This window comes from Pantoea sp. X-Soil-ISGK-285, from assembly GCF_059730815.1.
This window is the reverse complement of sequence record NZ_AP035938.1, coordinates 2228232-2249001: the sequence shown is the minus strand read 5'-3', so window position 1 is coordinate 2249001 and position 20770 is coordinate 2228232. Positions and strand designations below refer to the sequence as shown.

Below are 20770 nucleotides of genomic sequence, written 5' to 3'. Positions count from 1 at the left end.
AGGCTCAGGCACCGCGTGTCGGTGTCTGGGCCAGATTCGACTCTAACCAGCTTTTGAACTGGCCGTAAGGAATATAAAGTGACACATCTTTCAGGATCACTTTGTTATTACGCCCATTTTTAATCGAGTCAGAATAGCCAACAATCACGCCGCCCAGCGTATCATCACGGTTATAAACGCCGCCGCCCGACATTCCCTGAACAACACCTGCATTGGAGGCCATGGCTATACAGGGACTTTTATTCCAGTTATTCCGAATAGCCGTACGGGCTAAATTAACTCCGGTCGATTCAACCGGCATCGCTGAAATAAAACTGTAGCCATACATTTTAACCGGATCGCCGATGTCGCTGCTGCGGAACTTAGTCAGCGTGCTGGCGTCATTCTTGTGATAAATAATCGCAAGGTCGCAATAAGGGTGATAAGACTTGACGCGCTGCACGGCAGTTTTGGCAACGTGCGCAGCTGTCAGGCTATATTCAGGCGTCAATGGAATGCTGGTGCCCAGTGTGCCGAGACCGAGGATCGTCGGAATGCCAGTCACGCTCATATCTACGTGCTGCATCGCCGTACGACTGTACTCAGTGTGGCCCACAGAACACCCGCTCAGCACCAGTGCAGCAAGCACCGGGCACAGCAACAGGTTTTTCATGATGGGTTTCTTTATTCAGGCATGTCGGGAAATCCCTGGTGAAGATTTTTGACATGCAAGCAAGGTTCATCACTGAACCGTATTAACGCAACAACTCCGGATGCGCCGGTTTATTGGATTAATCTAAAAAGACTATTTTTATAAACGAATAACAAAAGCCGGACTTCATTGTTGCAAGACCCCTCTGTCGTGAGTCCTGCTTTTTATTGTGCTACAGGAATAAAGTATATCAGCTTAATAGTGTCGTACAATTTATTAAAGCTAATAAGAATCAAATGTCCTTGAAAATAAGGCCTTAAATAAATCTGCGTTAGAAAAAATCTGGGTTTTTTGTATTTACCGAGCGGTTATAATGGATTAAGTCATTAAAACAGTTGTTTGTGCTAACTTTAATGTTTTTTTAAGAAGAATAAAAGCAAGGGAAAACCAGCGAAAGTGTAAGATAGTGTTAAGGTTTTTATCACCAGAACATTACGTTGATGAAACTAAAGTGGTTAGAAAATTTAATTGTCATCAGCTATAAAGTTTTTAATACATGCATTTTATTAATCTTATTCCTGTCAGATGCACGGGGATTATTTAAATCAGCGTCAGATATTATCAGATCTAAAACTATCAGAGGCTGACCCTTCTTAATTCGCTTCAGACCCACTCATAAAGCGCGTTACTTCAGGGGTAAATGCCTGTATAATGGGGCCGAATTAATAGGTTAACCTGTTGATTCAGAAAGAATTATCACCCTACCGTGACGCCTGGGAAGGCGACAAAGAGGAAGCTCAATGAGCGAAAAGTTACAGAAAGTCTTAGCGCGTGCCGGTCATGGCTCGCGTCGTGAAATCGAATCAATGATTGCCGCTGGCCGTGTCAGCGTCGACGGCAAGATCGCCACCCTGGGCGACCGCGTTGAAAGCAGCAAATCTCTGAAAATCCGTATTGATGGCCATCTGGTCTCGATTGCTGAATCAGCAACCGAAGTTTGCCGCGTGCTGGCTTACTACAAACCAGAAGGTGAACTCTGTACCCGCAGCGATCCTGAAGGGCGCCCAACGGTATTTGACCGTCTGCCTCGTCTGCGCGGTTCACGCTGGATTGCCGTTGGCCGTCTGGATGTGAACACCTGTGGTCTGATGCTCTTCACCACTGACGGTGAACTGGCGAACCGCCTGATGCATCCGAGCCGTGAAGTGGAACGTGAATATGCGGTGCGCGTCTTTGGTCAGGTCGACGATGATAAAATTCGTCAGCTGAGCAAGGGCGTTCAGCTGGAAGATGGCCCGGCTGCCTTTAAAACCCTGAAATTTGGCGGTGGAGAAGGGATCAACCAGTGGTACAACGTGACCCTGACCGAAGGACGTAACCGTGAAGTGCGTCGTTTATGGGAAGCGGTCGGCGTGCAGGTCAGTCGTCTGATGCGTGTTCGCTACGGCGATATCACCTTACCAAAAGGCCTGCCACGCGGTGGCTGGACCGAACTGGATCTGCCTGCGGTTAACTACCTGCGTAACCTGGTGGAGATGGATGATGAAACGGTTACCAAACTGGTGGTCGAAAAAGATCGTCGTCGCACCAAAGCGAACCAGATTCGTCGTGCCGTGAAACGTCACAGTAAAGTGAGCAGCACCCCACGTGCACCACGCCGCAATCCGGGCAGCAAACGTAACTCCGGTTAATCACGTTGCCCGATCGCTAAAAACGCAGCCCCAGGGCTGCGTTTTCTTTTTCTGTTACCAGTCAATTCCCTGCTGAGCCTGTATCCCGGCATCAAAAGCGTGCTTAACCGGCCGCATCTCAGTCACCGTATCCGCCATCTCAGTCAGGCTGCGATGACAGCCACGTCCGGTAATGATGACGCTCTGATGCGCCGGGCGCTGTTGCAGGGCCGCTATCAGCTCTTCCAGTGGCAGATAATCCATGCTGACCATATAGGTGATTTCGTCGAGCACCACCAGATCCAGCTGCTCATCGGCCAGCATCCGTTTTGCATGCTGCCACACCGCCAGACAGGCGGCGGTATCCGTTTCGCGGTTCTGCGTATCCCAGGTAAAGCCGGTTGCCATCACCTGAAATTCAACACCATGCTGTTCCAGCAGGTTTCGCTCGCCATTCGGCCAGTCACCTTTAATGAACTGGATAGCCGCCACGCGTTTGCCATGACCGGTGGCGCGGAGTGCCGTGCCAAAGGCCGCAGTCGTTTTGCCTTTGCCATTGCCGGTAAAGACCATCAGGATGCCACGAACCTCCGTGGCTGCAGCAATACGCGCATCTACCTGTTCTTTTAACCGCTGCTGACGCTGTTGATGACGATCGTCAGCCATTATTCAGCGGCTCCCGGTTTTCTGCCTGGCTGGGCATCAAAGCTGATCCCGGTTTTACGACGGCTGTCATCACCCATCAGATAAAGGTAGAGCGGCATCAAATCGGCAGGGGTTTTCAGCTTATTGGCATCTTCCTGCGGGAACGCGCTGGCACGCATTTTGGTTCGCGTCCCGCCCGGATTAATACAGTTCACCCGCAGCGACTGGTTCTTATACTCATCAGCCAGTACCTGCATCATGCCTTCGGTAGCAAATTTAGAGACGGCGTAAGCCCCCCAGCCCGCGCGACCGGTACGGCCCACGCTGGAGGTGGTAAACACCAGTGAACCGGCATCTGATTTTAACAGCAGCGGCAACAGCGCCTGCGTCAGGAAGAAGGTGGCGTCCAGGTTGATGTTCATCACCTGCTGCCAGACCTGTGGGTCGAGTTCAGCCAGCGGCACAATCTCACCGAGGATACCGGCGTTATGCAGCACGCCGTCAAGACGCGGAAACTGCTGTGCCAGCTGTTCTGCCACCTGCTGGCAACGTTCCGGTGTCGCTTCGGCCAGATCGAACACCACAGTGTGAGCCGGGCAGAGATTGAGTTGATTGATCGCCTGTTCGACCTGCTGAAGCTTCTCAGGGTTACGGCCCATCAGGATAACTTCCGCGCCATAGCGGGCATAAGTCAGCGCCGCTTCCCGGCCAATGCCATCTGAAGCGCCAGTGACCAGGATAATGCGATGATTGAGCAGGTCGCTTTTCGGTTGATAATGCACAGCGGGGTCCTCCAGCGAAAACAGCATGATTCCGCTTTATGCCTGAATTTACGAATGGGCGCAATCGCCAACCCACCCATTCTGTGCCAGCTGCTGGCATTTCAGGCGACGAAGCGGGGCAAAACGGCTAAACTGGCGAACTGTTTTTGATTCTCTGTTTACTAAGGCGACCTATGGATTTTATTTCAACGTATGGACTGTTTTTAGCGAAAGTGGTGACACTGGTGGTTGCCGTCGCTGTGATTGTCATGATTGTGATGAATGCCGCGTTACGCAAACGGGCACAAAACGGTCAGCTTCGACTGACTCATCTGGATGATGACTATCAACAGATGAAAGAGGATTTGCAGCTGGCAAAAATGAAGCCTCAGGCACAAAAAGTCTGGCTGAAAAATCATAAGAAAAGTGAAAAGCTGAAAGCCAAAGCGGAAAAGCAGGCGGCGAAACAGGGGCAGACAGACAGTGCTAAGCCCACGCTCTATGTACTTGATTTCAAAGGCAGCATGGACGCCCATGAGGTGACTTCACTGCGCGAAGAGATTTCAGCCGTGCTGGCCGTCAAGCAGCCTGGCGATGAAGTGCTGCTGCGTCTTGAAAGCCCTGGCGGCGTGGTTCATGGCTATGGCCTGGCAGCCTCGCAGCTGCAGCGTCTGCGCGATCAGGGTCTGCGCATCACGGCGGCCGTGGATAAAGTGGCGGCCAGCGGCGGTTACATGATGGCCTGCGTAGCCGATCGTATTGTTGCGGCACCTTTCTCGATTATTGGCTCCATCGGCGTGGTCGCGCAGATCCCCAATTTCAACCGCCTGCTGAAACGGAACGATATTGATATTGAGCTGCATACCGCCGGACAGTACAAGCGCACGCTGACGCTGTTTGGTGAAAACACCGAAGAGGGACGTGAGAAATTCCAGGAAGATCTCGACGAAACGCACCTGCTATTCAAGCAGTTTGTCCACCAGATGCGCCCGTCACTCGACATCGATCAGGTGGCAACCGGTGAACACTGGTATGGCCGCCAGGCGCTGGACCTCGGCCTGGTTGACGAAATCGGCACCAGCGATGATCTGATCATCCGTCAGATGGATAAGTTCAGCGTGCTCGGCGTGCATTATGCCCGCCGCCGTAAGGTGATGGATCGCTTTACGCAGAGCGCCGGCTCGGTGGCAGAGCGCCTGCTGCTGAAACTCTGGCAGCGCGGCGAAAAGCCCCTGCTCTGATGATGCGAAACCCGGCCTGCGCCGGGTTTTTTCATTCCAGGTGGTAGAGCGGCGACAGCACTACGGCAAGGTGTTTGAACACGTTAAACACCGCCGTGGTTTTAGCCGTCGGCACTCCATCGGCATCGAGAAAAAACGGTCCGCGAAATACCAGCACTTCTCCCTGCTGAATCACCTCATCCGCCTGCATTCCCGCTAAATAATCATCATGTTCTTTGATCAGCGCATTGGCCTTTTCCAGCAACGCCTGGCGGGAAATAGCCTGAGTTGAACTCTGCATTTATTGACTCCTGTTTGACAGTACTCCAATCCTTTCTATATTACTGGCGAGTCACACGCTGTGACAAATCGGTGTAATCGATGAAAACCTGGCGTAAGTCCGGGCTGAGTGCTAATTAAGTTGCGTAACAGATTTTATCAGGTAGAGTGTGGGCGATTCCGATTTCAGGGATTTTGCACCAGGATGTGCGATGAGTTCAGATAGAAAAAGCACTCTTTATCATGCAGTTGCATAACGCCACATCATCTGATCTGAGATTGACCCCTCCGCCTTGAAATGTTAAACAGGCGCAGCAATATTGAACCCATTGGGTTTTTGGGCATCCAATCCTCTCCCGTTAAGCAGGATGTTTTCATTAGGTAAAGGTAAATATGGGTAAAGCACTCGTTATTGTTGAGTCCCCGGCAAAGGCTAAAACAATCAATAAATACCTGGGTAGTGATTACGTGGTTAAATCCAGCGTGGGTCATATCCGGGATCTGCCGACCAGTGGTTCTACCGCGAAGAAAAGTGCTGACGCCTCGACAGATAAGAAAGTCAAAGACACTTCGACTGACAAGAAAGTCAAAAAAGTTAAAAAAGATGAGAAGGCCGCACTCGTCAGCCGCATGGGTGTTGACCCCTATCACGGCTGGGAAGCGGACTATCAGATTCTGCCCGGCAAAGAGAAAGTGGTCGCCGAACTGAAGGCGTTAGCCGCCAATGCTGACCACATCTATCTCGCAACCGACCTTGACCGCGAAGGGGAAGCCATTGCCTGGCACCTGCGGGAAGTGATTGGTGGTGATGACTCGCGCTTCAGCCGCGTCGTGTTTAACGAAATAACCAAGAATGCGATTCGTCAGGCGTTTGAAAAGCCGGGCGAACTGAATATTGATCGGGTTAATGCTCAGCAGGCGCGTCGCTTTATGGACCGCGTGGTGGGCTACATGGTCTCGCCACTGCTGTGGAAAAAGATCGCTCGTGGTCTCTCTGCCGGACGTGTGCAATCCGTTGCCGTTCGCCTGGTGGTGGAACGTGAACGTGAGATTAAAGCTTTTGTTCCCGAAGAGTACTGGGAAGTTAATGCCGCGCTGACCACGCCGAAAGGCGATGAGCTGTCGATGGACGTGACGCACAAAGGCGATAAAGCCTTCCGTCCGGTCAACCGCGACGAGACGTATGCCGCCGTCGCGCTGCTGGAAAAAGCGCGCTATGAGATCGTGGATCGTGAAGATAAGCCGACCAGCAGCAAGCCGGGCGCGCCTTATATCACCTCGACACTGCAGCAGGCTGCCAGCACCCGTCTCGGCTTTGGCGTCAAGAAGACCATGATGATGGCCCAGCGGCTGTATGAAGCGGGCTACATTACTTATATGCGTACCGATTCGACTAACCTGAGTCAGGATGCGGTCGCCATGGCGCGTGGCTATATCGAAAGCAATTTCGGTAAAAAGTATCTGCCTGAAAACGCCATAACTTACGCCAGCAAAGAGAACTCCCAGGAAGCGCACGAAGCGATTCGTCCTTCTGATGTGGAAGTGGTGGCGGAAAAGCTGAAAGATATGGAAGCGGATGCGCAGAAACTCTATCAGCTGATCTGGCGTCAGTTTGTTGCCTGTCAGATGACACCAGCAAAATATGACTCCAGCACCATTACTGCTGCCGCCGGTGATTTCCGGCTCAAAGCGAAAGGCCGTATTCTGCGTTTCGACGGCTGGACCAAAGTGATGCCTGCGCTGCGTAAGAATGATGAAGATCGTACGCTGCCTGCGGTAAGCGTGGGTGATGTTCTGGACCTGCAACAACTGCTGCCCGGTCAGCACTTCACTAAACCACCGGCGCGCTTCAGCGAAGCGTCACTGGTGCGTGAGCTGGAGAAGCGCGGAATTGGTCGTCCATCCACCTACGCCGCCATTACCTCGACGATTCAGGATCGTGGCTACGTACGGGTTGAAAACCGCCGTTTTTATGCGGAAAAAATGGGTGAAATCGTCACCGATCGTCTGGAAGAGAACTTCCGCGAACTGATGAATTATGATTTCACCGCCCGCATGGAGAGCAACCTTGACCAGGTTGCCAATAACCAGGCGCAATGGAAAGCGGTACTCGACCACTTCTTCACCGATTTTACCCAGCAGCTTGAACTGGCTGAGAAAGATCCTGAAGAGGGCGGGATGCAGCCGAACCAGATGGTGCTGACCTCGATTGACTGCCCGACCTGTAGCCGTCCGATGGGGATTCGAACTGCCAGTACCGGCGTCTTCCTGGGCTGTTCCGGCTATGCGCTGCCGCCTAAAGAGCGCTGCAAACAGACCATCAACCTGATCCCGGAAAATGAAGTTCTCAATATTCTGGAAGGGGATGATGCTGAAACCAACGCCCTGCGTGCCCGTCGTCGCTGCCAGAAGTGTGGCACGGCCATGGACAGCTACCTGATCGATAACGAACGTAAATTACATGTCTGTGGTAATAACCCGGAGTGTGATGGTTACGAGATTGAGAAGGGCGAATTCCGCATCAAAGGCTATGACGGCCCGGTGGTGGAGTGCGAGAAATGTGGTTCGGAGATGCACCTGAAGATGGGACGCTTTGGTAAGTACATGGCGTGTACCAATGAAGAGTGCAAAAACACCCGCAAGATCCTGCGTAGTGGTGAAGTTGCTCCGCCGAAAGAGGATCCGGTTCCGCTGCCAGAGCTGGCGTGTGAGAAGTCAGATGCTTACTTCGTGTTGCGTGACGGTGCGGCGGGCGTTTTCCTCGCGGCCAACACCTTCCCGAAATCACGCGAGACGCGTGCGCCGCTGGTGGAAGAGCTTCAGCGCTTCAAAGATCGTCTGCCTGAGAAGCTGAAATATCTGGCCGACGCGCCAGCAGCCGATCCGGAAGGCAACAAAACGCTGGTGCGTTTCAGCCGCAAGACCAAACAGCAGTATGTCTCCTCAGAAAAAGAGGGCAAGGCAACCGGCTGGTCCGCCTTCTATATAGATGGCAAATGGCAGGAAGCGAAAAAGTAATCCCTGAAGGCCAGCGCTCGCTGGCCTTTTTCTGAGCCTTATATCAATCCGTTCTACTCTCTCACTTAAACTGATATAGTTGTTATAGCATTTCCGACCTTTCCTGATGCATAGCATCTCTTTACCCTCGCGACTATACGTCAACCGGGGATGCGACTCTGTAACTTACCGGGATGGAATAGATATGAAATTACAGCAGTTGCGCTATATCGTTGAAGTGGTGAATCACAATCTCAACGTCTCTTCGACGGCGGAAGGTCTCTACACCTCTCAACCCGGCATCAGTAAACAGGTGCGAATGCTGGAAGATGAACTGGGCGTGCAAATCTTTGCCCGCAGCGGTAAACATCTCACCCAGGTCACGCCTGCAGGGGAAGAGATCATCCGTATAGCGCGTGAAGTTCTCTCCAAAGTGGATGCGATTAAATCGGTAGCCGGTGAACACACCTGGCCTGATAAAGGCTCGCTCTATGTCGCAACCACGCACACTCAGGCTCGCTACGCGCTGCCTGGTGTGATCAAAGGATTTATTGAGCGCTATCCTCGCGTCTCTTTGCACATGCATCAGGGTTCTCCAACCCAGATCGCCGAAGCCGTCTCCAAAGGTAATGCGGATTTTGCCATCGCCACCGAAGCCCTGCATCTCTATGACGATTTAATCATGCTGCCGTGCTACCACTGGAATCGGGCGATTGTGGTGACTGCCGATCATCCGCTGGCAGGAAAAGGGCAGGTCACCATTGAGGAGCTGGCCGAATATCCGCTGGTGACCTACACCTTTGGCTTTACCGGGCGTTCAGAACTGGATACGGCTTTCAATCGTGCAGGTTTAACGCCACGCATCGTCTTTACCGCGACCGACGCCGACGTAATCAAAACTTATGTCCGCTTAGGTCTGGGGGTTGGCGTTATCGCCAGCATGGCAGTAGATCCGGTGGCCGATCCTGACCTGATTCGCATTGAAGCCGCCGATATTTTTACCAACAGCACCACTAAGATTGGATTCCGCCGCAGCACCTTCCTGCGCAGCTATATGTATGATTTTATCCAACGTTTTGCACCGCACCTGACGCGCGATGTGGTAGATACTGCGGTTGCGTTGCGCTCCAATGAAGACATTGAAGCGATGTTTAAAGATATCAAACTGCCGTTTAAATAGAATTTAACCTCCCCGCGTAAACATAAGGCTGCCTGGTGCAGCCTTTTTTGTCTCCAGGCTTTAGCGCCAAATGAGACTCAAAAGTTTTTATGATTTTTTTGTAAATGAAACATTGATCACATGTTTCCTCATCGGGCTTTCTTAAATGCGAATTACAACACATTTTTAACTATGTCACTTTGCGGCTTGCCAGGAATATTCCCATACTCCAGTTAAGAGCTAACGTGGGAAGCCACTAAACATAAGGTTCTTAAGTGTTATCTATAGTTTTGAGTGGATCTGTTTTTAAATTAACTCAAATTTTTTAGCGGGTTTTTTAATTAAATATTAGTTCCGGTATTAATGATTTCTTACGTTACCTGGGCTCATTGATTAATACCGTTAATCGTTGTACTCAATAAAAATAACTGGATTTTTGGCCTTAACGCGTTTAGGATTCCTCCTAAATCTTAATCGATGTTATCAATCATTTTGTTGAGAGTGATTATCAAAAACTATGAATACACGACTGACTGTACAACCGGGTTTCCCGGCAAAAAGCACCAAGGTTGAGCGTACCGGCAACACTCGTCGCAAAGCCTGGTTAACCGTATTCGCTGCCTCTGCGCTGTTTTGGGTAGTTGTCGCGTTAATGATTTGGCGTATCTGGGGCTAAAGCCATGTGGGCAAATACACTCAGCCATAAACGTTCCCTGACCTCGGGTCAGCACAAGACGGTCTCCTGTAAAGGAAAAGAACCCCTTGCAAAGGACGAAAAAGTGTCTATCCCCGATTCATGGGATTTGAGTGATAATCAGAGACTTTTTATTGAGTCGTTTCTGGACCCTAAAAACAAATAACGTTGTCAGACCATTTCTTCGTCACTGTTCTTTTAAAACCGGAATTTCCGGTGGGCCTATAAATGCCCTTACCACATCCTGTACGACCAAAGGGTGTCGCCTCTTTCTATAAGGTGACCGCAAAAACTTTTACGCCCGATTCCGGCGAAGGAGTGAACCAAATGAATATTATTAAAATGTCCTGGCTCAGCGCGTATGCATTCTCCTTTGCGTTCTGGTCTGCGGCGGTGTGGATAACCCTGTAATTTGAATTAAAATCACCTTTTCATGATGCCTCGTGACTTCACGGGGCATTTTCGTTTGCGATCGATTGTAGCAATTTGTGTTGTAATCAAAACGTTAACGAAATTGTGGTCTATCTTTAACATAAACCTTTGTCTCTCTGAGGTTTAAAGACCATGAATGAAAGGAGGAGCTATGTCGTCTACCCTACGCGAGCAGAGTCAGGAAGTACTGCAGGTCGACACCAAAAAATATCACATCTTCAGTCTTCCCCATGCTGCTCAACACCTTGGCAATATCGATCGCCTGCCAAAATCCCTCAAGGTCCTGCTGGAAAATTTACTGCGCTATCAAGATGGTGACTCTGTTACGACGGAGGACATCCAGGCGCTGGTTGACTGGCAAAAAGATGCCCACGCCGATCGTGAAATTGCCTACCGGCCAGCCCGTGTATTAATGCAGGACTTTACTGGGGTGCCTGCGGTAGTCGACCTTGCTGCGATGCGAGAAGCAGTGAATCGGCTAGGCGGCGATGTGGCGAAAGTTAATCCGCTGTCACCGGTTGATCTGGTTATCGACCACTCGGTGACTGTCGACCATTTTGGCAATGATGATGCGTTTGAAGAGAATGTCCGGCTGGAGATGGAGCGAAACCATGAGCGCTACGTCTTTCTCCGCTGGGGCCAGAAGGCGTTTGATAAATTCCGCGTGGTGCCGCCGGGCACCGGTATTTGCCATCAGGTGAACCTGGAATATCTCGGCAAGGCGATCTGGCATGAAACCGTGAATGGTGAAGAGTACGCCTGGCCCGATACCCTGGTCGGTACGGACTCTCACACCACCATGATCAACGCGCTTGGCGTGCTGGGATGGGGAGTAGGGGGAATCGAAGCCGAAGCCGCCATGCTCGGTCAGCCTGTCTCAATGCTTATCCCGGATGTGGTGGGTTTCAAACTCACCGGCAAACTGCGGGCCGGCATTACGGCAACCGACCTCGTGTTGACCGTTACCCAGATGCTGCGTAAGCACGGCGTTGTCGGTAAATTCGTTGAATTTTACGGTGATGGCCTGGCCGATCTGCCGCTGGCAGACCGCGCGACCATCGCCAACATGGCACCGGAATATGGCGCAACCTGCGGATTCTTCCCGGTTGATGACGTCACGCTGAGCTACATGACCCTGACCGGACGCGATGCCGAACAGGTAGCGTTAGTGGAAGCCTATGCCAAAGCGCAGGGTCTGTGGCGCAACCCTGGCGATGAGCCGCGTTTTACCAGCACTCTGGCGCTGGATATGAATGAGGTGGAATCGAGTCTCGCAGGACCAAAACGTCCGCAGGATCGGGTGTCGCTGGGCGATGTGCCCGCCGCGTTTGATGCCAGCAATGAGCTGGAAGTGAATCAGGCGCAGAAACCCCATAAAATCGTTGAGTATACCGACAGTGATACCGGGCTGACGCATAAGCTGACCGATGGAGCGGTGGTGATCAGTGCGATTACCTCCTGTACTAACACCTCCAACCCCAGCGTCTTAATGGCGGCCGGTTTACTGGCGAAGAAAGCGGTCGAGCGGGGGCTGAAACGTCAGCCGTGGGTCAAAGCCTCGCTGGCACCCGGTTCTAAAGTGGTTTCAGACTACCTGGCCGTCGCGCAACTGACCTCTTATCTCGACGAGCTGGGCTTTAATCTGGTTGGTTATGGCTGCACCACCTGTATCGGTAACTCCGGCCCGCTGAAAGATGAGATCGAGTCTGCGATCAAAGCAGGCGACCTTACGGTGGGTGCTGTGCTGTCCGGCAACCGCAACTTTGAAGGCCGTATTCATCCGCTGATTAAAACCAACTGGCTGGCGTCGCCGCCGCTGGTGGTGGCCTATGCGCTGGCGGGTAACATGAAGATCAACCTGCAGACCGAGCCGCTGGGCCACGATCGTCAGGGCCAGCCGGTCTACCTGAAAGATATCTGGCCTTCACCGGAAGAGATCGCTACGGCCGTGCAGCAGGTCACCAGCGACATGTTCCACAAAGAGTACGCTGAAGTCTTCGACGGTACGCCAGAGTGGCAGGAGATTAAGGTGAGTGAAGCCGCGACTTACGACTGGGATGAGGGATCGACTTATATTCGTCTGTCGCCTTTCTTTGACGATATGGAGAAAGAGCCTAAGCCGGTGCAGGATATTCGCGGTGCGCGAGTGCTGGCCATGCTGGGCGACTCGGTCACCACTGACCATATCTCACCGGCGGGCAGCATCAAAGCGGAAAGTCCGGCCGGACGGTATCTGCTGTCACACGGCGTGGAGCGTACAGACTTTAACTCCTATGGTTCGCGTCGCGGTAACCATGAAGTGATGATGCGCGGTACGTTCGCCAACATCCGTATCCGCAATGAGATGGTACCCGGCGTGGAGGGCGGTTATACCCGACACTACCCAAGTGGCGAACAGCTGGCCATCTATGATGCGGCAATGAAATATCAGGCGGAAGGCGTGCCGCTGGCGGTCATCGCGGGTCTTGAGTATGGCTCTGGTTCAAGTCGCGACTGGGCGGCGAAAGGACCACGTCTGCAGGGGGTCAGGGTAGTAATTGCGGAATCTTTTGAGCGTATTCACCGCTCAAACCTGATTGGGATGGGCATCCTGCCACTGGAGTTTCCGCAGGGTGTGACCCGCAAAAGTCTGGGGCTGACCGGTGAGGAGCGCATTGACGTGGAAAACCTTCAGGCACTGACGCCTGGCTGCAGCGTTAAAGTGACGCTGACCCGTGCCGACGGCAGTAAGGAAGAGCTGGACACTCGCTGTCGCATCGATACCGGTAATGAGCTGACCTATTACCGCAATGACGGCATCCTGCACTACGTTATCCGCAATATGCTGGACTGATAAAAAAAGCCGGGAAAACCCGGCTTTTTTATGTGGCTTACAACGTCTGTAATAAGAAGCTGTGAGACCGTGGCTGCACACGGAACACGGTCAGATCGGAAAGACGCAAAAGCCGTGATCCATGACATGCCCGGCCCGCGCAATTACGCACCTCATCCCTGAGGTGCGCCCGTACCGGGCCAACGCTTTGCGTTGTTCAAAAACGCTCCCGGCGTTTTTATCCGGGCGGCGGGACGCTTTCTTCTTCTGACCGTGCCCCCTGCGCGTTGAGCTAATCCGTTGCTTGAGGATTCTCTCAGATTGGGCTTCTTCAAGGGTCAGATGCCAGTGAATCCCAGCTTATTTATGACTTCGGCAGCAGATGCCCCATCTTTTCCGCTTTCGTATCCAGGTAGTGCGCATTCTTCGGATTACGTCCCACGACCAGCGGCACGCGTTCAACAATGTTGATACCGGCTTCGCTGAGGATCTCCACTTTACGCGGGTTATTGGTCAGCAGTCGCACTTCATTGACGCCCAGCAGTTTGAACATATCGGCGCACAGCGTGAAGTCGCGCTCATCGGCGGCAAAGCCCAGCTGATGGTTCGCTTCTACCGTGTCATACCCTTTGTCCTGCAACGCATAGGCGCGGATCTTATTCAGCAGACCGATGTTACGGCCTTCCTGACGGTGATAGAGCAGTGCGCCGCGACCCTCTTCTGCGATGGCATTGAGAGCGGCTTCCAGCTGAAAACCACAGTCGCAACGCAGGCTGAAGAGTGCATCGCCGGTCAGGCATTCAGAGTGAACGCGCGCCAGTACCGGCTCGTTATCATTAATATCGCCAAAAACCAGTGCAACGTGGTCATGTCCGGTTGCCAGTTCTTCAAAACCAACCATCAGGAAATCTCCCCATGGCGTGGGCAGTTTGGCTTCTGCCACCCGTTTAAGCTGCATGTGACTCTCCAGAACCTTCAGAGGATGCACTATCATCATGATAGTGCACAGGCCAGTGTGGCCCGACAAACGTGCAATATTGTGCCACAACCCGCAAGCGGGCTGGTAATCTCTGATACCAATTGCAGTGATAAAGCACAATTATCCAATCGGCAACGGTTATGTTATTCTTTTTTAAGCTAAAGTTATGCAATTGCTCTCTTTTGACGCCGGGATAAGGGAAGAGGATGTTTAAGATTTCACGTCGTACCACCTTTGGAATGCTGCTGCTGCTGATCATGCCGGTTGCAGTCTGGCTGAGCGGCTGGCGCTGGCAACCAGGCGAAAGCAATGCGCTGCTGAAAGGTCTCTTCTGGATGACCGAGACCGTCACCAACCCCTGGGGCATTGTTACCAGCGTCGTGCTGAGTGCCTGGATGCTCTGGTGCCTGCGCTTTCGGCTGAAGCCAGCTATCTTACTGCTGCTGATCATGAACGCCACCATTCTGGCCGGGCAATACACCAAATCCTATATCAAAGAGCAGATTCAGGAGCCGCGTCCCTATGTGATCTGGCTGGAACAGCATCACGGGCTGGATGAAAAGACCTTCTACGAGCTGAAGCGCAAACAGCGTGGCGAGATGGTAACCTCACTGATTGCCGATGAGACACAGCTCCCAGGCTGGCTGAAACGGCACTGGGCGTTTGAAACCGGTTTCGCGTTCCCGTCGGGACATACTATGTTTGCCGCCAGCTGGGCGCTGCTGGCATTGGGTCTGCTCTGGCCGCGTCGGCACTATAAAACCGTGGTGGTGATCTTTCTGTGGGCCACCGGCGTAATGGCGAGTCGTCTGCTGCTGGGCATGCACTGGCCACGGGATCTGGCGATGGCAACCATACTCTCCTGGCTACTGGTCACCATTGCCACCTGGCTGGCGCAGCGATTCTGTGGCCCGCTGACGCTGCCGCCGGAAGAGCAAAAAGAGGTGGCGCAGCGGGAGCCCTGATTGTAATTCACCCGTAAGACCCCATATTATTAGACGGGCCTGCGTAAAAGCGACCCGCCCGATGCTGCTGGGAGCAGCATTTTTGCTGGAGTTTTGGCATAATTCTACCCGACAACCTCACAACAGGATGCACTGTGAAATATTTGCTGATTTTTTTAGTGGTACTGGTCATTTTCATTATTTCCGTCACCCTGGGTGCGCATAACGATCAGGTCATTACATTTAACTATCTGCTGGCGCAGGGTGAGTTCAGCATCTCGACCTTACTGGCATCCCTGTTTGGCGCAGGTTTCGTGCTTGGCTGGATCATCTGCGGTCTGTTCTGGTTACGGACCCGCGTCTCCCTGGCGAATGCCAACCGGAAAATTAAGCGTATGCAGACCCAAATCGAGCAGAGTACTACCCTGGCGACCACGCCATCTTCTCCGGCTGGCCGGGAATAATCCCTGATGCATGAATTGCTGTTTCTGTTACTGCCGGTGGCGGCAGCGTATGGCTGGTATATGGGCCGTCGCAGCGCGCATCAGGATAAGCAACAGGAAGCCAACCGACTGTCACGTGAATATGTCGCTGGCGTAAACTTCCTGCTCTCCAATCAGCAGGACAAAGCGGTCGACCTCTTCCTTGAGATGCTGAAAGAGGACAGCGGCACGGTTGAAGCACACCTGACGCTGGGCAATCTGTTCCGTTCGCGCGGGGAAGTCGACCGCGCCATCCGCATCCATCAGGCTTTAATGGAAAGCGCCTCCCTGAGCTATGAGCAGCGTCTGCTCGCCGTACAGCAACTGGGCCGCGACTATATGGCGGCGGGCTTATATGACCGCGCGGAAGACATGTTTAAGCAACTCACTGATGAAACTGACTTTCGGGTGGGTGCGCTGCAGCAGCTGCTGCTGATCCATCAGGCAACCAGCGACTGGCAGCAGGCGATTGAGGTTGCGGAACGGCTGGTTAAGCTTGGCAAAGAGAAGCAGAAAGGCGAAATAGCCCACTTCTACTGCGAGCTGGCTCTGCAGGCGATGAGCAGCGACGATCTCGATCGTGCCATGAGCCTGCTTAAGAAAGGGGAGTCGGCCGATCGCAACAGCGCACGTATCTCGATCATGATGGGCCGTATCCTGATGGAAAAAGGCGATTACGCTAAAGCGGTGGGCCATCTGCAGCGGGTGCTGGACCAGGATAAAGAGCTGGTGAGTGAAACGCTGGGGATGCTGGAGACCTGTTTCCAGCAGCTCAATCAGCCCGACGCCTGGTCAGAGTTTCTTCATCGCTGTGTTGAAGAGAACACCGGCGCAGCTGCGGAGCTCTATCTGTCTGACATCCTTGAGCAGCAGCAGGGGCCCGAAGCGGCCCAGAATTACATCAGCCGTCAGCTGCAGCGTCATCCTACCATGCGGGTGTTCCACCGCCTGATGGATTTAAACCTGCATGAGGCGGAAGATGGCCGCGCGAAAGAGAGCCTGATGGTGTTGCGTGACATGGTCGGCGAACAGATCCGCACCAAGCCGCGCTATCGCTGCCAGAAGTGTGGCTTCACCGCCCACGCACTCTACTGGCACTGCCCATCCTGCCGCACCTGGTCTTCAGTAAAGCCCATCCGTGGCCTCGACGGCCAGTAAACCGGCCGTTACAGCTGCACTGTTAATAGCCCATTATAGTTACAACATACTAGAGAGCAGGTTAGCTTACAGACCTCAGCGACAGTGCATAATTTGCCAGGCAGGAGGGCAATGGCGATTGTGATGGTCAGACACCGCAGGTAGAATGCTTGCCGTTTGTCTATTGCGCCTGCGGGCGCCTGTTGCAGAGGAAATGCCATGCCTTCACCCCACAACGTGACCGCTTCGCCGATTCTGGTAGCGCTGGATTATCATGACCTCGACAGCGCACTGCGTTTCGTCGACCAGATCGATCCCCGCAGTTGCCGCCTTAAAGTAGGCAAAGAGATGTTTACGCTATTTGGCCCCTCGCTGGTTAACACTCTGCAGCAGCGCGGCTTTGAAATCTTCCTCGATCTTAAATTCCACGATATTCCCAACACCACCGCTCATGCCGTGGCGGCCGCTGCCGATCTCGGGGTCTGGATGGTCAACGTCCATGCCAGTGGTGGGGCTCGGATGATGAACGCGGCGCGTGAAGCGCTGCTTCCCTTTGGTAAAGAGGCGCCCCTGCTTATTGCGGTGACTGTACTGACCAGTATGGATGCAGAGGATCTCAAAGGGCTGGGCATTACGCTTTCTCCTGCCGAACAGGCAGAGCGACTGGCGAAGCTGACACTGTCGTGCGGGCTGGATGGTGTGGTCTGTTCCGCCCATGAGGCTGTCCGCTTCAAACAGGTTTTAGGTCAGGAGTTTGCGCTGGTCACGCCGGGGATTCGCCCGGCAGGCAGTGATGCTGGCGATCAGCGTCGCATCATGACACCTGAGCAGGCGAAGCAGGCGGGTGTGGACTATATGGTTATCGGGCGTCCGATCACCCAATCCGCTGATCCTGCCGCCACTCTGCAGGCGATCCTGCACAGTCTGGAGACACAATAATGGCGAAGGATAATCCACTGGTTTACTCAACCGACAGCGGTCGCATTACCCAGCCGGAGCCGGCGAAGGAGCGGCCAAAAGGGGATGGCATTGTGCGCATCCAGCGCCAGACCAGTGGTCGCAAGGGAAAAGGCGTCTGCCTGATTACCGGTATCGACCTGGACGACGCGGCATTGACGCTGCTGGCGGCCGAACTCAAAAAGAAGTGCGGCTGCGGGGGTTCGGTGAAAGAGGGTGTTATCGAGATTCAGGGGGATAAGCGCGATTTACTGAAAAGCCTGCTGGAAGCCAAAGGCATGAAGGTCAAACTGGCGGGTGGCTGAAAAAAAATCGGGCTACCGAAGTAGCCCGATTGTTGTGTAGATGCTTAGCGTAGCCGATTATTCTTTTAATAAGGTCTTTAGTGGACCTGATGACCGATAATACCACCGACAGCGGCGCCACCGACTGTGCCGAGTGCGCTACCATTAGTCAATACTGAACCCCCAATCGCACCCGCGCCCGCGCCAATAGCGGTGTTGCGGTCACGTTTAGACCAGTTAGAACAGCCGCTCAGTGCAACAGCTAACGTAGTCGCCAGTACAACGGCAGTGATTCGTTTCATTGTTGTTGTCATACACTTCTCCTTTGATGTGCTCACAGAGGCAACACTCTTAGTATAGCTCCGATATTTCCTCAGCCCGCTTGTGTCGCATCATTGCCGCATCCGTGTCGGCATGGAAATGTGATCACCATGGACAAACCGTTTGTAGCGGGAGAGTCGCAATGCAAACCCGACAGGGCCACGCATTGCCTGAGAGGATTCTAAGCGTTCTGGTTAAATTCCGAAGATAGAAAATTCTGAAATCACGACACATTTTTGCATTCACAGCCATTCCTTCTGCGTTTATAGCCATTTGCTCCATAACCCTTTCGCGTCCGACTCCGCAAAATTCAGGGACGATTGTCAGCAGGAGAAAATAGATGCTGGAACACCTGAAACAACAGGTTCTGGAAGCGAATCTGGATCTACCCAAATACAACCTGGTGACCTTCACCTGGGGCAATGTCAGCGCTGTTGATCGCGAACAGGGTTTGCTGGTGATTAAACCTTCCGGCGTGCGCTATGAAGTGATGAAGCGCGACGATATGGTCGTGGTCGATCTGGCGAGTGGCGACGTGGTGGAAGGGGATAAACGCCCCTCCTCGGACACGGCGACGCACCGCGCGCTTTACCTCGCCTGGCCGGAGGTGGGTGGCATTGTCCATACCCATTCGCGGCATGCGACCATCTGGGCCCAGGCAGGACGACCGATTCCTGCCTGGGGAACCACCCACGCCGATGACTTCTATGGTGAGATCCCCTGTACCCGGTCGATGCGCAATGAAGAGATTCAGCACGACTACGAGTGGAACACCGGTGAGGTGATTATCGAGACTTTTGCGCAACGTGGGTTGTCTCCTTCTGCGATCCCGGCGGTACTGGTCAACTCTCATGGCCCGTTTGCCTGGGGGAAAGACGCTCATGCTGCGGTACACAGCGCGGTTGTGCTGGAGGAGGTGGCGTATATGGGCCTGTTCAGCCAGCAGCTGACCGCTAATCTGCCGCCGATTAACCAGACGCTGCTTGACCTGCACTACCTGCGAAAGCATGGCGAGAATGCCTGGTACGGGCAAAAATAGCGAGCGGGACGCGATGGCGTCCCGTTTTTTTTAGTCTCATCTGAGACTGGTATGGCGATCTCCATCATAGTTATCAAAACAACAGGTCATTAAAAATAAAACAGCGTTTCATTTTATCGAATCGATCACTGTTTTGATTACCCCAAGTCACTACTTTGCTTGCATCGCCTTCGGGCACTTCCTGCTCCACCCTCTGGCATAGCAAAGGTGACATCCATATGCATATCAAACGTGCTATAGACAAAATTCCGGGCGGTATGATGCTCATTCCGCTCTTTATCGGCGCACTCTGTCATACGTTTTCTCCAGGCGCCGGGAAATATTTCGGTTCTTTCACCAACGGCCTGATGACCGGCACGGTACCCATTCTGGCCGTCTGGTTTTTCTGTATGGGCGCGTCGATTAAACTCAGCGCCACCGGGACGGTACTGCGTAAATCGGGCACGCTGGTGCTTACCAAGATTGGCGTCGCCTGGGTTGTGGCTGCCATCGCCTCACGGGTGATGCCGGAGAATGGCGTAGAAGTAGGGATGTTTGCCGGCTTATCGACGCTGGCGCTGGTGGCTGCCATGGATATGACCAATGGCGGCCTTTATGCCTCGATCATGCAGCAATATGGTTCCAAAGAGGAGGCCGGTGCGTTTGTGCTGATGTCTCTGGAGTCCGGGCCATTAATGACCATGGTTATCCTGGGCACCGCCGGCATCGCCTCATTCGAGCCGCACGTGTTTGTGGGGGCGGTCCTGCCGTTTATTGTGGGGTTTGCATTAGGGAATCTTGATCCGGAGCTGCGCGACTTCTTCGGAAAAGCGGTCCATACGCTGATTCCTTTCTTCGCCTTTGCTCTGGGTAACACCATTAACCTGGGTGTCATTGCGGAAACCGGACTGCTGGGCATCATGCTGGGCGTGTCGGTGATCATTATTACCGGCATCCCACTCATTCTGACCGATCGGCTGATTGGGGGCGGGGATGGCACGGCTGGCATAGCTGCATCCAGTACGGCAGGCGCAGCGGTGGCGACACCGGTGCTGATTGCCGAGATGCTGCCGCAGTTTAAACCGATTGCCCCTGCTGCCACGGCGCTGGTGGCGACGTCCGTGATTGTGACCTCCGTGCTGGTGCCGATCATCACGGCCATCTATTCAAAACGTGTTAAGCGTCTTCATGTTGCCGTGGAGCAGCGTGCCGCTATTAAGTAACCCGCCTAATCAATCCCCGACGCGCGAGTCGGGGATCTCTCTGGATTTTGTGTTGTAAATCAATCTCTCATTTGGTCTGGCCTCACTCTGCATTACGCTGATGTGGCGTATTTAACGCATCAAAT

20 protein-coding genes are annotated in these 20770 nt (G+C 53.3%); 14 read left to right on the top strand and 6 right to left on the bottom strand.

What is annotated here, in order from left to right; translation table 11 throughout:
• Window positions 1-4: 4 nt before the first annotated feature.
• Window positions 5-652, bottom strand: a complete 648-nt coding sequence (locus AC6I8B_RS10740) for a hypothetical protein (protein ID WP_010244455.1) — start codon at window positions 650-652, stop codon at window positions 5-7.
• Window positions 653-1431: 779 nt separating this feature from the next.
• Between AC6I8B_RS10740 and rluB the strand changes: the two genes are divergently transcribed.
• Window positions 1432-2322: a 23S rRNA pseudouridine(2605) synthase RluB gene (gene rluB, locus AC6I8B_RS10735; protein ID WP_010670251.1), complete on the top strand. Its 891-nt coding sequence runs from the start codon at window positions 1432-1434 to the stop codon at window positions 2320-2322.
• 54 nt (window positions 2323-2376) lie between these two features.
• On the opposite strand, the gene cobO is transcribed toward rluB, so the two are convergent.
• Entirely contained in the window at window positions 2377-2967 is a 591-nt protein-coding gene (gene cobO, locus AC6I8B_RS10730; RefSeq protein WP_010670250.1) for a cob(I)yrinic acid a,c-diamide adenosyltransferase, read from the bottom strand.
• On the bottom strand, window positions 2967-3728 hold the full coding sequence (locus AC6I8B_RS10725) for a YciK family oxidoreductase (RefSeq protein ID WP_010670249.1): 762 nt from the start codon (window positions 3726-3728) through the stop codon (window positions 2967-2969). The genes cobO and AC6I8B_RS10725 overlap by 1 nt, the downstream gene beginning before the upstream one ends.
• Window positions 3729-3901: 173 nt before the next feature.
• On the opposite strand from AC6I8B_RS10725, the gene sohB reads away from it, so the two are divergent.
• A complete protein-coding gene (sohB, locus tag AC6I8B_RS10720) occupies window positions 3902-4948 on the top strand; it encodes a protease SohB (protein WP_010244469.1) in 1047 nt (348 codons plus the stop codon).
• Window positions 4949-4979: 31 nt separating this feature from the next.
• On the opposite strand, the gene AC6I8B_RS10715 is transcribed toward sohB, so the two are convergent.
• Window positions 4980-5228, bottom strand: coding sequence for a YciN family protein (locus tag AC6I8B_RS10715; RefSeq protein WP_033757844.1), 249 nt, complete (start codon window positions 5226-5228; stop codon window positions 4980-4982).
• Between the two features lie 371 nt (window positions 5229-5599).
• Between AC6I8B_RS10715 and topA the strand changes: the two genes are divergently transcribed.
• From topA to acnA, 5 genes are all read left to right on the top strand, one after another.
• Window positions 5600-8224, top strand: coding sequence for a type I DNA topoisomerase (gene topA, locus AC6I8B_RS10710; protein WP_157352304.1), 2625 nt, complete (start codon window positions 5600-5602; stop codon window positions 8222-8224).
• Between the two features lie 184 nt (window positions 8225-8408).
• Window positions 8409-9383: an HTH-type transcriptional regulator CysB gene (cysB, locus tag AC6I8B_RS10705; protein ID WP_003853865.1), complete on the top strand. Its 975-nt coding sequence runs from the start codon at window positions 8409-8411 to the stop codon at window positions 9381-9383.
• A 496-nt stretch (window positions 9384-9879) separates the two neighbouring features.
• Window positions 9880-10038, top strand: a complete 159-nt coding sequence (locus AC6I8B_RS10700; protein WP_071778593.1) for a YmiA family putative membrane protein — start codon at window positions 9880-9882, stop codon at window positions 10036-10038.
• A gap of 4 nt (window positions 10039-10042) precedes the next feature.
• Window positions 10043-10222 (top strand): YciX family protein, encoded by a 180-nt coding sequence (locus AC6I8B_RS10695; RefSeq protein ID WP_071778594.1) that lies wholly within the window; start codon window positions 10043-10045, stop codon window positions 10220-10222.
• 417 nt (window positions 10223-10639) lie between these two features.
• Entirely contained in the window at window positions 10640-13321 is a 2682-nt protein-coding gene (acnA, locus tag AC6I8B_RS10690) for an aconitate hydratase AcnA (RefSeq protein WP_010670248.1), read from the top strand.
• A 343-nt stretch (window positions 13322-13664) separates the two neighbouring features.
• On the opposite strand, the gene ribA is transcribed toward acnA, so the two are convergent.
• The gene (gene ribA, locus AC6I8B_RS10685) at window positions 13665-14258 is read right to left on the bottom strand and encodes a GTP cyclohydrolase II (RefSeq protein WP_010244482.1); all 594 of its coding nucleotides are present in this window, start codon (window positions 14256-14258) and stop codon (window positions 13665-13667) included.
• 227 nt (window positions 14259-14485) lie between these two features.
• On the opposite strand from ribA, the gene pgpB reads away from it, so the two are divergent.
• The 5 genes from pgpB to yciH all read left to right on the top strand — a co-directional run bounded on the left by pgpB (window position 14486) and on the right by yciH (window position 18104).
• Entirely contained in the window at window positions 14486-15244 is a 759-nt protein-coding gene (gene pgpB / locus AC6I8B_RS10680) for a phosphatidylglycerophosphatase B (protein ID WP_033769163.1), read from the top strand.
• 134 nt (window positions 15245-15378) lie between these two features.
• The gene (locus tag AC6I8B_RS10675) at window positions 15379-15687 is read left to right on the top strand and encodes a LapA family protein (protein ID WP_010670247.1); all 309 of its coding nucleotides are present in this window, start codon (window positions 15379-15381) and stop codon (window positions 15685-15687) included.
• 6 nt (window positions 15688-15693) lie between these two features.
• On the top strand, window positions 15694-16863 hold the full coding sequence (gene lapB / locus AC6I8B_RS10670) for a lipopolysaccharide assembly protein LapB (RefSeq protein WP_010244490.1): 1170 nt from the start codon (window positions 15694-15696) through the stop codon (window positions 16861-16863).
• Window positions 16864-17061: 198 nt separating this feature from the next.
• Window positions 17062-17781 (top strand): orotidine-5'-phosphate decarboxylase, encoded by a 720-nt coding sequence (pyrF, locus tag AC6I8B_RS10665; RefSeq protein ID WP_022625580.1) that lies wholly within the window; start codon window positions 17062-17064, stop codon window positions 17779-17781.
• Window positions 17781-18104 carry a stress response translation initiation inhibitor YciH gene (gene yciH, locus AC6I8B_RS10660; protein WP_010244495.1) on the top strand — a complete coding sequence of 108 codons (324 nt, stop codon included), beginning with the start codon at window positions 17781-17783 and terminating at the stop codon, window positions 18102-18104. Before pyrF ends, yciH begins: the two co-directional genes overlap by 1 nt.
• A gap of 77 nt (window positions 18105-18181) precedes the next feature.
• Here the strand turns inward: yciH and osmB are convergent, their stop codons facing one another.
• Window positions 18182-18397, bottom strand: a complete 216-nt coding sequence (osmB, locus tag AC6I8B_RS10655; RefSeq protein ID WP_003853848.1) for an osmotically-inducible lipoprotein OsmB — start codon at window positions 18395-18397, stop codon at window positions 18182-18184.
• 347 nt (window positions 18398-18744) lie between these two features.
• Here osmB and araD point away from each other — a divergent pair, with 347 nt between their 5' ends.
• Together araD and kdgT are read left to right on the top strand one after the other, a co-directional pair.
• Window positions 18745-19443, top strand: coding sequence for an L-ribulose-5-phosphate 4-epimerase (araD, locus tag AC6I8B_RS10650; RefSeq protein WP_010244508.1), 699 nt, complete (start codon window positions 18745-18747; stop codon window positions 19441-19443).
• A 218-nt stretch (window positions 19444-19661) separates the two neighbouring features.
• Window positions 19662-20645 (top strand): 2-keto-3-deoxygluconate transporter, encoded by a 984-nt coding sequence (gene kdgT / locus AC6I8B_RS10645; protein WP_497817430.1) that lies wholly within the window; start codon window positions 19662-19664, stop codon window positions 20643-20645.
• Window positions 20646-20770 lie beyond the last annotated feature (125 nt).